This is a genomic window from Streptomyces hyderabadensis, from assembly GCF_020404845.1.
GTDB classification, from domain to species: Bacteria; Actinomycetota; Actinomycetes; order Streptomycetales; family Streptomycetaceae; genus Streptomyces; species Streptomyces hyderabadensis.
The window spans coordinates 125234-139328 of the sequence record NZ_JAIOJZ010000009.1 but is presented as its reverse complement, the minus strand read 5'-3'; the positions used below and the strand labels follow the sequence as shown (position 1 = coordinate 139328).

Sequence of the window (14095 nt, the reverse complement as noted above, 5' to 3'; positions counted from 1 at the left end):
ACGATGGTCTTGGCAAGCCCCTCCGGCCAGGCTTACGTTCGTCCCTCTACGGCCTGTTCTACGGGCGTAGAGGCTCTGACGTCGTGTCGAAGGAGCAGCTCATGGCCAACGTCGTACGTGCCGCTCTGGTCCAGGCCACCTGGACCGGCGACACCGAGTCCATGGTGGCGAAGCACGAGGAGCACGCCCGCGCGGCCGCCCGGCAGGGTGCGAAGGTCATCGGGTTCCAGGAAGTCTTCAACGCCCCCTACTTCTGCCAGGTCCAGGACCCCGAGCACTACCGCTGGGCCGAGCCCGTGCCCGACGGCCCCACCGTCCGCCGCATGCAGGCGCTGGCCCGCGAGACCGGCATGGTGCTCGTCGTCCCCGTCTTCGAGGTCGAGCAGTCCGGCTTCTACTACAACACCGCGGCCGTGATCGACGCCGACGGCACCGTCCTCGGCACCTACCGCAAGCACCACATCCCGCAGGTCAAGGGCTTCTGGGAGAAGTTCTACTTCCGCCCCGGCAATCTCGGCTGGCCGGTCTTCGACACCGCCGTCGGCAAGGTCGGCGTCTACATCTGCTACGACCGGCACTTCCCCGAGGGCTGGCGCCAACTGGGCCTCGGCGGTGCCCAGCTGGTCTACAACCCGTCCGCCACCCACCGCGGCCTCTCCGCCCACCTGTGGCGGCTCGAACAGCCCGCCGCGGCCGTCGCCAACGAGTACTTCGTCGCCGCCATCAACCGGGTCGGCGTCGAGGAGTATGGGGACAACGACTTCTACGGCACCTCGTACTTCGTGGACCCGCGCGGGCAGTTCGTCGGCGACGTGGCCAGCGACAGCAAGGAGGAACTCGTCGTCCGCGACCTGGACCTCGACCTCATCGACGAGGTCCGGCAGCAGTGGGCCTTCTACCGCGACCGCCGCCCCGACGCCTACGAGGGGCTGGTGCGCCCGTGACCCGTGACCTCTTCGCCCGCCACCGCGCCGTCCTGCCCGACTGGCTCGCCCTCTACTACGAGGACCCGCTGGAGATCACCCACGGCGAGGGCCGGCACGTCTGGGACGCCGCGGGCCACAAGTACCTCGACTTCTTCGGCGGCATCCTCACCACGATGACCGCGCACGCCCTGCCCGAGGTCACCAAGGCCGTCGCCGAGCAGGCCGGGCGGATCATCCACTCCTCGACCCTCTACCTCAACCGCCCCATGGTGGAACTCGCCGAACGCGTCGCCCAGCTCTCCGGCATCCCCGACGCCCGCGTCTTCTTCACCACCTCCGGCACCGAGGCCAACGACACCGCCCTGCTGCTCGCCACCGCCCACCGGCGCAGCAACACGATCCTGGCGATGCGCAACAGCTACCACGGCCGCTCCTTCAGCTCCGTCGGCATCACCGGCAACCGCAGCTGGTCCCCGACCTCGCTCTCCCCGCTCCAGACCCTCTACGTGCACGGCGGCGTCCGCACCCGCGGCCCCTACGCGGACCTGGACGACCGGGACTTCATCGACGCCTGCGTCGCCGACCTCAAGGACCTGCTCGGCCACACCCGCGCCCCCGCCGCCCTGATCGCCGAACCGGTCCAGGGCGTCGGCGGCTTCACCTCCCCGCCGGACGGTCTGTACGCCGCCTTCCGCGAGGTGCTGCACGAGCGGGGCATCCTGTGGATCGCCGACGAGGTGCAGACCGGCTGGGGCCGCACCGGCGAGCACTTCTGGGGCTGGCAGGCGCACGGCAGGAACGGCCCGCCGGACATCGTCACCTTCGCCAAGGGCATCGGCAACGGCATGTCGATCGGCGGTGTCGTCGCCCGCGCCGAGATCATGAACTGCCTGGACGCCAACAGCATCTCCACCTTCGGCGGCACCCAGGTCACCATGGCCGCCGGCCTCGCCAACCTCTCCTACCTGCTGGAGCACGACCTCCAGGGCAACGCCCGGCGCGTCGGCGGCCTGCTCATCGAACGGTTGCGCGCCGTCGCCGCCCAGGTGCCGCACGTACGGGAGGTGCGCGGACGCGGGCTGATGATCGGCGTCGAGCTGACCCGGCCCGGCACCGACGAGGCCGCCCCCGAGGCGGCGTCCGCCGTCCTGGAGGAGGCCCGCGCCGGCGGACTGCTGGTCGGCAAGGGCGGCGGCCACAGCACCAGCGTCCTGCGCATCGCCCCGCCGATGTCCCTCACCGTCGCGGAGGCCGAGGAGGGCGCCGCGATCCTCGAACGCGCCCTGCGGAGCATCTGAGAACGCGCGCCGTGCCGCGCACCCGACCGCCGCGTCCCGCGTCCCGAGCCCAGGAGGCGCCGCCATGACCACCACCCCGGAGACCTCGGCCCAGCAGCCCCGGGAGCCCTGGGAACCGGCCCTGTCGGTCCGTCAGGTCCTCGGCCTCGAACGGGTGCGGGCCGGACAGCCCGAGGTGGTGGCCGGCGCCCACCGGCTCGACCGGCCGGTGCGCTGGGTGCACGTCGCCGAGGCCGCCGACGTCGGCGTGATGCTCAGCGGCGGCGAGATGGTCCTCACCACCGGCGTGCTGCTCGCCGGGGACGAGGACCGGCAGAGCGAGTACATCCGCTCCCTGGACCGCGCCGAGGCCGCCGCCGTCGTGCTCGGCCTGGGCCGTGCCTTCCCCGCCCCGCCCGAGGTGATGCGCAGGGCGGCCGAGCGCTGCGGGCTGCCCATGGTCGTCCTGCACCGGCCCTTCCCGTTCGCCGAACTGACCGAGGAGGTGCAGTCCCGGCTGCTGCGGCGCAAGTTCGCCGCCGTCAGCCTCTCCGAGGCGGTGCGCACCGAACTGACCGGCCTGATCACGGCCGGCGCCCCGGTGCAGCGCCTGCTCGACGAGGTGGCCCGGCACGCCGGCTGCCCGGTCGTCGTCACCAACCTCGCCCACCGGGTCCTGGCCACGGCGGGGGAGCGGGCGGCCGTCGACGACGTGCTGCGGGACTGGGAACGCATCGCCCGCCAGGCCGGTGCCGGGACCGCCGACGGCTGGATCCGCGCCGAACTGAGCTGCCGCGGGGAGCGCTGGGGCCGGCTGCTGCTGTGCGGCTACGGCGGTGACCGCGCCGCCGGACGGCTGCTCGCCGACCGCGCGGCCGAGGCCCTCGTCCTGCACCGCATGCTCGTCGGTGACGGGACCCGCACGGGCGCTTCCCCCGGCTCCCGGGACTCCTGGGACTCCTGGGAGGAACAGTCCGCGCTGAGCCTGCTCACCGACCTGGTCAGCGGCGCCGTCCCCGCACGGCAGTTGCTGCCCCGGGCGCGCGCCGCCGGGCTGCCCGTCAACCGGCGAGTCTTCGTCCCCCTCGTGGTCCGCGACCGCGAGCCGTCCCGACCGGCCCGGGTACTGCGGCGCCTCGGCCTGCCCGGCATCGCCGCCCGGCTCGCCGGCGACCGCGTCGCCGTCCTGCTCAGCCTCGCCCCCGACCAGGACGCCCGGGCGCTGACCGCCCACTTCGCGACCCGGCTGCGTGCGGAACCGGACGCCCCCCACACCGTGGTCGCGGCGGCCGACGCCCGCGCCGACTGGGCCGACGTACCCGCCGGACTGCGCGAGGCCCAGCACGTGGCCGACGCCGTCGCCGACTCCCCGGCCGCCGCCCTGGACCTGCCGCCCGTCGTACGGCTGCGCGACATCCACCTGCGCGGACTCGTGCGGCTGCTGCGCGACGACCCGCACGTGCAGTCCTTCGCCGAACGCGAGCTGGACGGACTGCTGCGCGGGCCCGACGCCGACCTGCTGCCCGTCCTGCGCACCTACCTCGCCACCGGCCGCAACAAGTCCCGCACCGCCCAGCTCCACCACGTCTCCCGGCCCGCGCTCTACCGCCGCCTGGAAGCGATACAGGGCCGCCTCGGCGTCGACCTCGACGACTTCGAGCAGGCCGCCTCCGTCCACATCGCGCTCCTCGCCCACGACGCCCAACAGGGGTGACACCGTGCAATGCCCGACCCCCGCAGACGTGACACCGTGCCACTCAAACCGGCCGGCCGCCGTCCCTAGTCTCGCCGTACACCGAGCGAGTGGAGGCCGAAGATGAGCCGTGTGATCCGAGCCGCGCTCTTCCAGACCGCCTGGACGGGCGACAAGGAATCGATGATCCAGGTCCACGAGCAGGCGGTGCGCGACGCCGCCGCCCAGGGCGCACAGGTCCTGTGCTTCCAGGAGCTGTTCTACGGACCGTACTTCTGCCAGGTCCAGGACCCCGAGTTCTACGCCTACGCCGAGAGCATCCCGGACGGCCCGATCGTGGAGCGCTTCCAGCGCCTGGCCCGCGAGCACGGCATCGTCCTGGTGCTCCCCATGTACGAGGAGGAGCAGCCCGGCGTCCTCTACAACACCGCCGCCGTCATCGACGCCGACGGCTCCTACCTCGGCAAGTACCGCAAGACGCACATCCCGCAGGTGCGCGGCTTCTGGGAGAAGTTCTACTTCCGCCCCGGCAACTCCGGCTGGCCGGTCTTCGACACCGCTGTCGGCAAGGTCGGCGTCTACATCTGCTACGACCGGCACTTCCCGGAAGGCTGGCGGGCGCTGGGCCTCGCGGGCGCCGAGATCGTCTTCAACCCGTCCGCCACCTCGCGCGGCCTGTCCGGCTACCTGTGGCAGCTGGAGCAGCCCGCGGCGGCCGTGGCCAACGAGTACTTCGTGGGGGCCATCAACCGGGTGGGCGTCGAGGAGTACGGGGACAACGACTTCTACGGCACCTCCTACTTCGTCGACCCCGAGGCGCAGTTCGTCGGCGAGGTGGCGAGCGACAAGGAGACCGAACTGGTCGTCCGGGACCTGGACATGGCCAAGCTGCGCGAGGTCCGCGACCGCTGGCAGTTCTACCGCGACCGCGCGCCGGGCGCGTACTCCCCGCTGACCGCGCCCTGACCGGCCCGCCGGGGCCCCTGACAGGAGGGAACAGCAGCATGAGCAGCCGTACCGTCATCCGCGGCGGTCTCGTCGTCACCGCGTCCGACGAACTCCACGCCGACGTCCTGATCGAGGACGGCCGCGTCGCCGCCCTCGCCGCGACCGGCACCCCGGCGGCCGAGGCGTTCACCGCCGAGCGAGTGATAGACGCGAGCGGCAAGTACGTCATCCCGGGCGGCGTCGACGGGCACACCCACATGGAGATGCCCTTCGGCGGCACCTACGCCGCCGACACCTTCGAGACCGGCACCCGCGCCGCCGCCTGGGGCGGCACCACCACCATCGTCGACTTCGCCATCCAGAGCGTCGGCCACTCCCTGCGCTCCGGCCTGGACGCCTGGCACGCCAAGGCCGAGGGCAACTGCGCGATCGACTACGCCTTCCACATGATCGTCTCCGACGTCAACGAGAAGACGCTCAAGGAGATGGATCTGCTGGTGGAGGAGGGGGTGACCTCCTTCAAGCAGTTCATGGCCTACCCCGGCGTCTTCTACTCCGACGACGGACAGATCCTGCGCGCCATGCAGCGCGCCGCCGAGAACGGCGGCCTGATCATGATGCACGCCGAGAACGGCATCGCCATCGACGTCCTGGTCGAGCAGGCCCTCGCCCGCGGCGAGACGGACCCCCGCTTCCACGGCGAGGTCCGCAAGGCCCTCCTGGAGGCCGAGGCCACCCACCGCGCCATCCGGCTCGCCCAGGTCGCCGGAGCGCCCCTGTACGTCGTGCACGTCTCCGCGACGGAGGCGGTCGCCGAGCTGACCCGCGCCCGCGACGAAGGACTCCCCGTCTTCGGCGAGACCTGCCCCCAGTACCTGTTCCTGTCCACCGACAACCTCGCCGAGCCCGGCTTCGAGGGCGCCAAGTACGTGTGCAGCACCCCGCTGCGCCCGCGCGAGCACCAGGCGTCCCTCTGGCGGGGCCTGCGCACCAACGACCTCCAGGTGGTCTCCACCGACCACTGCCCCTTCTGCTTCAGCGGACAGAAGGAGCTGGGCCGGGGCGACTTCTCCAAGATCCCCAACGGGATGCCGGGCGTCGAGAACCGCATGGACCTGCTCCACCAGGCCGTCGTCGACGGCCACATCAGCCGGCGCCGCTGGATCGAGATCGCCTGCGCCACCCCGGCCCGGATGTTCGGCCTGTACCCGAAGAAGGGCACCATCGCGCCCGGCGCGGACGCCGACATCGTCGTCTACGACCCGCACGCCGAGCAGGTCATCTCCGCCGAGACCCACCACATGAACGTCGACTACTCGGCCTACGAGGGCCGGCGAATCACCGGCCGGGTGGAGACCGTGCTCTCGCGCGGCGAACCGGTCGTCACCGAGCGGGAGTACACCGGACGCACGGGCCACGGCGTCTACACCCCGCGCGCCACCTGTCAGTACCTGAACTAGGAGTGGTGCCCATGGACTTCGGACTCGTCCTGCAGACCGACCCGCCGGCCTCCCGCGTCGTGGACCTGATGAAACGGGCCGAGCACAACGGCTTCAGCCACGGCTGGACCTTCGACTCCGCCGTGCTCTGGCAGGAACCGTTCGTGATCTACAGCCAGGTGCTGGCCAACACCAGCACCCTGAAGATCGGCCCGATGGTCACCAACCCGGGCACCCGCACCTGGGAGGTGACCGCCTCCACCTTCGCCACCCTCAACGACATGTTCGGCAACCGCACCGTCTGCGGCATCGGCCGCGGCGACTCCGCGATGCGGGTCGCGGGCCGCACCCCCAACACCCTCGCCCGGATAAGCGCAGCCATCAAGGTCATCCGCGCACTCGGCAGGGGAGAGGAGGCCGACCTCGGCGGCGGCACCGTCGTGCGCTTCCCGTGGATCAGACCCGGCGCCGAAGTCCCCGTGTGGATGGCCGCATACGGCCCCAAGGCCCTGAAGATGACCGGCGAGGAGGCCGACGGCTTCATCCTCCAGCTCGCCGACCTCTACCTGACCGAGTACATGGTCAAGGCGGTCCGGGACGCCGCCGAGGCCGCCGGACGCGACCCGTCCGAGGTGACCATCTGCGTCGCGGCACCCGCCTACGTCACCGCCGACGACTCGCCCGCCGCCCTCGCCCACGCCCGCGAGCAGTGCCGCTGGTTCGGCGGCATGGTCGGCAACCACGTCGCCGACCTGGTCGCCAAGTACGGCGCCCACACCGGGGCCGTGCCCGAGGAACTCACCGACTACATCAAGGCCCGCGAGGGCTACGACTACGCCCACCACGGACGCAGCGGCAACCCCGACACCCAGTTCGTGCCGGACGAGATCGTCGACCGGTTCTGCCTGATCGGCCCGGTCGAGAAGCACATCGAGAAGCTGACCGCCCTGCGCGCCCTCGGCGTGGACCAGTTCGCGCTGTACGACATGCACGACGCGCAGGAAGCCGTGATCGACGCCTACGGCACCAAGGTCATCCCGGCCGTCAACGCCTGAGCCACCCCCCGCCCGCCCCGCGCTCCGGGGCGGGCGGGCCCCAGGGCGCACCCGCGCACCCCCCTCGGCACCGCCCGCACGGCCTTTCCCGTCCCACCGCATGATTGGCCTGCCCATGACCGACACCGCGCCCACGGCCATACCGCCGTCCGCCCAAGTCACCCTCCCCGACGGGCGCGTGGAGCTCGCCCCGGGCTCCCCGCCGCCGAGCGGCCCCTACGCCAACGAGGACCTGCTGCCCGTCCCCGTCGAGGGGCGCACCTGGACCACGTACAACTTCTCCGCCCTGTGGGTCGGCATGGCCCACAACACGGCCTCCTGGACCCTCGCCTCCGGTCTCATCGCGGTCGGCATGGACTGGAAGCAGGCGGTGTTCACCATCGCCCTGGCCAACCTGATCGTCCTCGCCCCGATGCTGCTCACCGGGCACGCCGGACCGAAGTACGGCATCCCCTTCCCCGTCTTCGCCCGCGCCTCCTTCGGCATCCGGGGCGCCAACCTGCCCGCCGTCGTACGGGCGTTGGTGGCCTGCGGCTGGTTCGGCATCCAGACCTGGATCGGCGGCGAGGCGATCTACTTCCTGGCCGGCAAACTTATCGGCGACGGCTGGACGGACGCGGGAACGGTCGGCGGCTACGCCTGGACCATGTGGCTGTCCTTCGCCCTCTTCTGGGCGCTCCAGGTCGCCATCATCTACCGCGGCATGGAGACCATCCGCCGCTTCGAGAACTGGGCGGCGCCGTTCGTCCTGGTCGGCGCCTTCGTGATGCTGTGGTGGATGGCCGACAAGGCCGGCGGCCTCGGCCCGCTCTTCGACCAGCCCTCGAAGCTCGGCTGGGGCGGCGACTTCTGGAAGCTCTTCTGGCCGTCCCTGATGGGCATGATCGGCTTCTGGTCCACGCTGTCCCTCAACATCCCCGACTTCACCCGCTACGGGAAGAGCCAGAAGGCCCAGACCCGGGGCCAGGCCCTCGGCTTGCCGACCACGATGACCCTGTTCGCCTTCCTCTCCGTGATGGTCACCTCCGGCAGCCAGGCGGTCTACGGGGAGCCGATCTGGGACCCGGTGAAGCTCGCCGCGAAGACGGACAACGTGGTGGGGCTGCTCTTCGCCCTCGTCACCGTCCTGGTGGCGACCCTGTCCGTCAACATCGCGGCCAACCTGGTCTCACCGGCCTTCGACTTCTCCAACGTCGCGCCGCGGAAGGTGAGTTTCCGGGCGGGCGCGCTCATCACGTCCGTCCTGGCCGTGCTGATCTTCCCCTGGAAGCTGTACTCCGACCCGCAGGGCTACATCTTCACCTGGCTCGGCCTGGTCGGCGGACTGCTCGGCACGGTGGCCGGCATCCTCATCGCCGACTACTGGATCCTGCGCCGCGCCCGCCTGCACCTCGTCGACCTGTACCGCAGGGGCGGACGCTACTGGTACGGCGGCGGCTGGAACTGGCGCGCGGTGCTCGCCTTCGCCGTCGGCGGCGTCCTGGCCATCGGCGGCGCCGACTTCCACCCCCTGATCGACGGCCGCCCCGTCCCCTTCCTCGAACCCCTGGCCGACTACGGCTGGGCGGTGGGCCTGGGCACGTCCCTCGTCCTCTACCTGGCGCTGATGCTGCTGCCGGCGACGCGGCCGGGGGCCGAGCCGACCGGCCCCGCCGCTCAGCCCTGACCGTCCTGCAAGGCGGCCACCGCTTCCTTGGCCGCCTTGATGGCGCCCTTGTTGATCTCGGTCGTGCCGGGGGCCTTCTTGGACTCGAAGTCGCTGCCGTTGTACGTGATCATCACCAGGGCGTTGGCGGCGCGGACCAGTACGGTGCCCTCACGGGTCTGCTGCTTGTCCTCGGTGGTGAGGTTGACGACGGAGTAGGCGCTGTCGCCGAGGCCCGGGACGTCGCCGCCGCCGCTGCGGTCGGCGACCCGCTCCCTGTACGACTTCTGCGCGGCCTCTTCCGTCTCCATCACCTCGAAGGAGACGTCGAGCCAGCGGTAGTCGTAGCCCTTGAGCGCGTTCCACGAACAGGTGCGGCGCACCTTGGTGTCGGTGGACGGGATCTCCTTGCCGGCCGCCTTGGCGCCCGGCACCAGCGAGGTGACCGTCTTGTCGGCCAGGCTCTCGCACGGTGCCGGTGCGGTGGCGTACTTCTTCGTCGCCGACGGGCTCGCCGGTGCGGACGCCGATCTTTCGGTGGTGCCGGGCGACGGCGTTCTCTCCTTGGCGGCCGGTGACGTGTCCGGCCCGGACGACATCGCCCAGCCCGCGGTGGCGAGCACGGCGACCGGCGCCAGACGGGCGGTCAGGGCGAGCGGCAGAGGAAGAGAACGCAAGGCGCACTTCTCGTGGGGGACGGTGCGGAGGGTGCCCGCACGGCGGACGGGACGCCAGTGTCACACGACTCCCCGTGGGGCGGAAGGGCGAACTCGGTGCGTGGCCGCGCGGTGACGCAGACGTGCGGCCGAGGCCCTCTTCTTCCTCGGCCGCCCGGGCTGCTCAGGGCACCCGGGCGGTCCACTCGGCGGAGGAGAACTTCTCGCGCGCCAGCTCGGTGGCCCGGGTCAGCTCCTCGTCCGTCACCTTCCCCTGGGTCAGCCCGTACCGTCCGGCGAAGGAGGAGATCATCCGCTCGATCACGGCCCCGCGCGCCAGGCCGGTCTGCCGGCGCAGCGGGTCCACCCGCTTCTTCGCGGACTTCGTGCCCTTGTCGGACATCTTCTCCCGCCCGATCCGCAGCACCTGGAGCATCTTGTCCGCGTCGATGTCGTACGACATGGTCACGTGGTGCAGTACGGCGCCGGGGCCGCCCCCGGGGCCCACGACGCGCTTCTGCGCCGCGCCCGCGATCTTGCCCTGGTCGGTGGCGATGTCGTTCAGCGGCTGGTACCAGGCGCGGATGCCCATCTCGCCGAGCGCGCCGAGCACCCAGTCGTCGAGATAGGCGTAGCTGTCCTGGAAGGAGAGCCCCTGCACCAGGGCCTCCGGCACGGACAGGGAGTAGGTGATCGTGTTGCCGGGCTCCACGAACATCGCGCCGCCGCCGGAGATCCGGCGCACCACCTCGATGCCGTGCCGGGCGGCGCCCTCGGGGTCCACCTCGTTGCGCAGTGACTGGAAACTGCCGATGATCACCGCCGGGGCGCCCCACTCCCACACCCTGAGCGTCGGCGGACGCCGGCCCGCGGCGACCTCGGCGGTCAGCACCTCGTCCAGGGCCATGTGCAGCGCCGGGGCCTGCGGTCCCTCGTGGATGAGCTGCCAGTCGTAGTCCGTCCAGTCGGTGGCGTGCGCGAGGGCACGGCGCACGGCGATGCCGACACCCTCCGAGGTCAGCCCGTACATGACGGTGCCCTCGGGCACGGCCGCGTCGATCCGCGCGGCTAGTCCCGCCGCGTCGGTGTCCGCCGGGGCGCCCTCCAGCGCGCGGTTCACGGCGTCCAGCGCCTCGTCCGGTTCCAGGAAGAAGTCGCCCGCCACGCGCACGTGCCGCAGCACGCCCTGCTCCGCCTCCACGTCCACGACGACCAGCTTGCCGCCGGGGATCTTGTACTCACCGTGCACCGTTCCGCCTCCGTTCCGCATCCGGCGACAACAGCGCGCCCGACCGGTGTGTTCCCGTCCCGCTCCGCCCCCTGGCCCGTGCGGAAGGTCACCCGGTGCGGGCGGCCGCCCGGTCGCCGACGGGCACGGTCAGCCGCACCTCGGTGCCGCCCCCGCGCGCCGGGCCGACGACGAGGTCGGCCCCGATCAGCAGGGCGCGCTCGCGCATACCGCGGATCCCGGCGCCCTCGGCGCCCTCGTCCGAGCCGTCGAAGCCCCGGCCGTCGTCCCGCACCCGGAGCCGGACGGCGTCACCGGCCCGCTCCAGGCTGAGCCGCACCAGGCGGGCGCCGGAGTGCCGGGCCGCGTTGGTCAGGCCCTCCTGGGCGACCCGGTAGAGCACCAGGTCGGCGTTGTCGCCGAGGGCGGGCAGGCCGGGGGCGATGTCGTGGCGCACGGTCAGCGAAGGGCCGGTGAACTCGTCCGACAGCGATCTCAGGGCGCTGGCCAGACCCAGCTCCTCCAGGACCCCGGGGAGCAGGCGGCGGGCGATGCGACGGATCTCGTCCAGGCCGGCCCGGGTGGTCTCCTGCACCTGCGTCAGCTGCTCACGCACCTCGTCGGGCGCCTGGTCCGCGACCCGCCTGAGGTCCAGCAGCACGGCGGCGAGGGTCTGCCCCACCTCGTCGTACAGCTCCTGGGCGACCCGGTGCCGTTCCGACTCCTGCGCGCTCAGCGTGCGGGCGGCGCTCAGCGCGCGCTCGGCCTCCAGCCGGTCGAGCATGGTGTTGAAAGTGGTGATCAGCGCGGCGATCTCGCCGTCGCCGTCGGCCTTCGGACGGACCCGCGGCCGCAGCAGGTCGGTCGTGGTCATGGCGTGCGCGAGCCGGCGCAGCGGCCCGAGCCCGATCCGCAGCAGCAGGACGTTGGCGACCAGGATCACCACCAGGCCCGCCGTGAGGATCGCTGCCTCGGTGAGCAGGACGGGTGTCGACACGGTGACCGGTCCCAGCAGCAACGCGGTCGCGGCGATCAGCACCACCGAGTTGAACAGCGAGATTCTCCAGAACAGGGGCACCGCAGCAGCGTCCGGGACGTGCGCCGCGGGCGTCCATCGGTTCGCACACCCATTTCCGGTCCGCACCGGCACCTACCCGGCCGGAGGGCCGCCCGCGCCGGTTAGCCTGAGCCGCATGCGTGTCACCAGGGAGCTGCCGGCGCTCGCCGCCGGTGAGGTGGACGTCTCCTTCGTGATCAAGGCGTACGAGGAGGTCGTCGCCGCCGACACGGCCTGGACCGAGCACTCCCACCCGTGGCACGAGCTGCTCTGGAACGCGCACGGCGCGTCGACCGCCGTGGTCGGGTCCCAGGTCTGGTGCATCACACCGACGCTCGGCCTGTGGATGCCCGCCGGGCAACTGCACTCGGCCTCCGCCGTCGCCGGGACCTCCTACCGCGCCCACTTCTTCCGGCACGGCACGGTCTCGGCCCTGCCCGACGAGCCGGTGGCCGTGGACATCACCCCTCTGCTCAGGCTGCTCCTGGACCGGCTGGGGGAGCCGGACCTGCCGCCGCGCTCCCGGGACGTCACCGAGGCCATGGTGCTCGACGTCCTGCGGCCCTCGCCCAGGGCGCTGCTGGTCCAGCTGCCCACCTCCGCGCTGCTGCGGCCGATCGTGGACGCGGTCCGGGCCGACCCCTCCGACCAGCGCACCCTGACCGGCTGGGCCACCGCCCTCGGCTGCAGCGCGCGCACCCTGACCCGCGCCTTCCGGACCGAGACGGGCACGACCTTCGCCCGCTGGGTCGCCTCGGTACGGGCCCAGCACGCCGTGCACCTGCTGGCGCGCGGGTTCGAGGTCGACGTGGTGGCCGACGCGGTGGGCTACCGCTCGGCGAGCGCCTTCGGCGCGGCCTTCCGGCGGACGACGGGGACCACTCCCGGCCGGTTCAGGGCGCGCTGAGGTCACGGGCGCGCCGAGGGCGGGGCGCGCCGACCGCGCCGTGTCCCGATCGCTACAAGACCTGTCGAAAAGGCTCGATTGCTAGGGGTGCGCGGGCTGCCTAGTCTGGGCACGCGATTTCAGGTAAGCCTTACCTAACTGGCTCCTGTCCTGACTTCCTGTGCCCAACTCCCCGAAAGTGAATACCGGGTCGATGAGAACACCCCGCCTTCGCGTACTCGCCCTCGCGGCGGCCCTCCTGCTCGGCCTCACCGCGTGCGGTGGCCAGGACGACGACACCAAGACCGACGCCGGTGCCGCCGGTGCCGACGCCGGGCAGTTCCCCGTGACGATCGAGCACGCGCTCGGCACCACCGTCGTCCCGGACAAGCCGAAGCGCGTCGCCACCGTCAACTGGGCCAACGACGAGGTGCCGCTCGCCCTCGGCGTCGTCCCCGTCGGCATGGCCAAGGCCAACTTCGGCGACGACGACGGCGACGGCGTACTGCCCTGGACCGAGGACCGGCTGAAGGAACTCGGCGCCAAGACACCGGTGCTGTTCGACGAGACCGACGGGATCGACTTCGAGGCCGTCGCCGACACCCGGCCCGACGTCATCCTCGCCGCCTACTCCGGGCTGACCGCACAGGACTACGAGACCCTCAGCGAGATCGCCCCCGTGGTGGCCTACCCCGAGGCCGCCTGGGCGACCCCGTGGCGCGACATCATCCGGCTGAACAGCAAGGCCATCGGCCTGGCCGACGAGGGCGACGAGCTGATCGGCGACCTGGAGGGGCAGATCACCAAGACCGTCGCCAAGTACCCCCAGATCAAGGGCAAGTCGGCGATGTTCATGACCCACGTGTCCTCCAAGGACGTCAGCGAGGTCGGCTTCTACACCACCCACGACACCCGCACCCAGTTCTTCACCGACCTGGGCATGAAGATCCCCGCCAGCGTCTCGGGGCCGTCGAAGGACACCAAGAAGTTCGTGCTCACCAAGAGCGCCGAGCGCATCGACGACTTCAACGACGTCGACGTCGTCACCGGCTACGGCGACGACAAGGGCGAACTCCTGGGCGCCCTCAAGAGCGACCCGCTCACCTCCAAGCTGACCGCGGTCGAGCAGGGCTCGATCTACCTGCTGCCCGGCAGCACCCCGCTGGCGACCGCCGCCAACCCCACCCCGTTGTCCATCCCGTACGTCCTCGACGACTACGTGAAGGCGCTCGCCGCGGCCGCGGACAAGGCCGCGTGAGCGCGACCGGGACCCTGCGCGCGCCGA

Annotated in this window: 12 protein-coding genes; 9 read left to right on the top strand and 3 right to left on the bottom strand. The window is 71.8% G+C overall.

Translation table 11 applies throughout. The features are described 5' to 3' along the window. Positions 1–101 precede the first annotated feature (101 nt). From K7854_RS10030 to K7854_RS10000, 7 genes are all read left to right on the top strand, one after another. A complete protein-coding gene (locus K7854_RS10030) occupies positions 102–944 on the top strand; it encodes a nitrilase-related carbon-nitrogen hydrolase (RefSeq protein WP_226026050.1) in 843 nt (280 codons plus the stop codon). Next, a complete protein-coding gene (locus K7854_RS10025) occupies positions 941–2224 on the top strand; it encodes an aspartate aminotransferase family protein (RefSeq protein WP_226026049.1) in 1284 nt (427 codons plus the stop codon). Before K7854_RS10030 ends, K7854_RS10025 begins: the two co-directional genes overlap by 4 nt. 64 nt (positions 2225–2288) lie before the next feature. After that, positions 2289–3917, top strand: a complete 1629-nt coding sequence (locus tag K7854_RS10020; RefSeq protein WP_226026048.1) for a PucR family transcriptional regulator — start codon at positions 2289–2291, stop codon at positions 3915–3917. 102 nt (positions 3918–4019) lie between these two features. After that, positions 4020–4862 (top strand): nitrilase-related carbon-nitrogen hydrolase, encoded by an 843-nt coding sequence (locus K7854_RS10015; protein ID WP_226026047.1) that lies wholly within the window; start codon positions 4020–4022, stop codon positions 4860–4862. Positions 4863–4900: 38 nt separating this feature from the next. Continuing rightward, positions 4901–6304, top strand: coding sequence for a dihydropyrimidinase (gene hydA, locus K7854_RS10010; protein ID WP_226026046.1), 1404 nt, complete (start codon positions 4901–4903; stop codon positions 6302–6304). 11 nt (positions 6305–6315) lie between these two features. After that, the gene (locus tag K7854_RS10005; RefSeq protein WP_226026045.1) at positions 6316–7338 is read left to right on the top strand and encodes a TIGR03842 family LLM class F420-dependent oxidoreductase; all 1023 of its coding nucleotides are present in this window, start codon (positions 6316–6318) and stop codon (positions 7336–7338) included. 115 nt (positions 7339–7453) lie between these two features. After that, a complete protein-coding gene (locus K7854_RS10000; RefSeq protein ID WP_226026044.1) occupies positions 7454–9004 on the top strand; it encodes an NCS1 family nucleobase:cation symporter-1 in 1551 nt (516 codons plus the stop codon). On the opposite strand, the gene K7854_RS09995 is transcribed toward K7854_RS10000, so the two are convergent. The 3 genes from K7854_RS09995 to K7854_RS09985 all read right to left on the bottom strand — a co-directional run bounded on the left by K7854_RS09995 (position 8995) and on the right by K7854_RS09985 (position 11945). Continuing rightward, entirely contained in the window at positions 8995–9660 is a 666-nt protein-coding gene (locus tag K7854_RS09995) for a hypothetical protein (RefSeq protein WP_226026043.1), read from the bottom strand. The two genes, K7854_RS10000 and K7854_RS09995, sit on opposite strands and share 10 nt — an antisense overlap. 163 nt (positions 9661–9823) lie before the next feature. Further along, positions 9824–10888, bottom strand: a complete 1065-nt coding sequence (lplAB, locus tag K7854_RS09990; RefSeq protein WP_226026042.1) for a lipoate-protein ligase LplAB — start codon at positions 10886–10888, stop codon at positions 9824–9826. Positions 10889–10976: 88 nt separating this feature from the next. Continuing rightward, entirely contained in the window at positions 10977–11945 is a 969-nt protein-coding gene (locus tag K7854_RS09985; RefSeq protein ID WP_226026041.1) for a HAMP domain-containing sensor histidine kinase, read from the bottom strand. Positions 11946–12060: 115 nt separating this feature from the next. Here K7854_RS09985 and K7854_RS37465 point away from each other — a divergent pair, with 115 nt between their 5' ends. Continuing rightward, positions 12061–12831, top strand: coding sequence for an AraC family transcriptional regulator (locus K7854_RS37465; RefSeq protein ID WP_264087124.1), 771 nt, complete (start codon positions 12061–12063; stop codon positions 12829–12831). Between the two features lie 193 nt (positions 12832–13024). Next, a complete protein-coding gene (locus K7854_RS09970) occupies positions 13025–14068 on the top strand; it encodes an iron-siderophore ABC transporter substrate-binding protein (RefSeq protein ID WP_226026040.1) in 1044 nt (347 codons plus the stop codon). The last annotated feature ends 27 nt before the right edge of the window (positions 14069–14095 follow it).

Excerpts from the sequence above, each read along its gene's own strand:
- K7854_RS10030 (WP_226026050.1), top strand. The coding sequence starts at position 102 with ATGGCCAACGTCGTACGTGCCGCTCTGGTCCAGGCCACCTGGACCGGC.
- K7854_RS10020 (WP_226026048.1), top strand. The coding sequence starts at position 2,289 with ATGACCACCACCCCGGAGACCTCGGCCCAGCAGCCCCGGGAGCCCTGG.
- K7854_RS10015 (WP_226026047.1), top strand. The coding sequence starts at position 4,020 with ATGAGCCGTGTGATCCGAGCCGCGCTCTTCCAGACCGCCTGGACGGGC.
- hydA (WP_226026046.1), top strand. The coding sequence starts at position 4,901 with ATGAGCAGCCGTACCGTCATCCGCGGCGGTCTCGTCGTCACCGCGTCC.
- K7854_RS10005 (WP_226026045.1), top strand. The coding sequence starts at position 6,316 with ATGGACTTCGGACTCGTCCTGCAGACCGACCCGCCGGCCTCCCGCGTC.
- K7854_RS10000 (WP_226026044.1), top strand. The coding sequence starts at position 7,454 with ATGACCGACACCGCGCCCACGGCCATACCGCCGTCCGCCCAAGTCACC.
- K7854_RS37465 (WP_264087124.1), top strand. The coding sequence starts at position 12,061 with ATGCGTGTCACCAGGGAGCTGCCGGCGCTCGCCGCCGGTGAGGTGGAC.
- K7854_RS09970 (WP_226026040.1), top strand. The coding sequence starts at position 13,025 with ATGAGAACACCCCGCCTTCGCGTACTCGCCCTCGCGGCGGCCCTCCTG.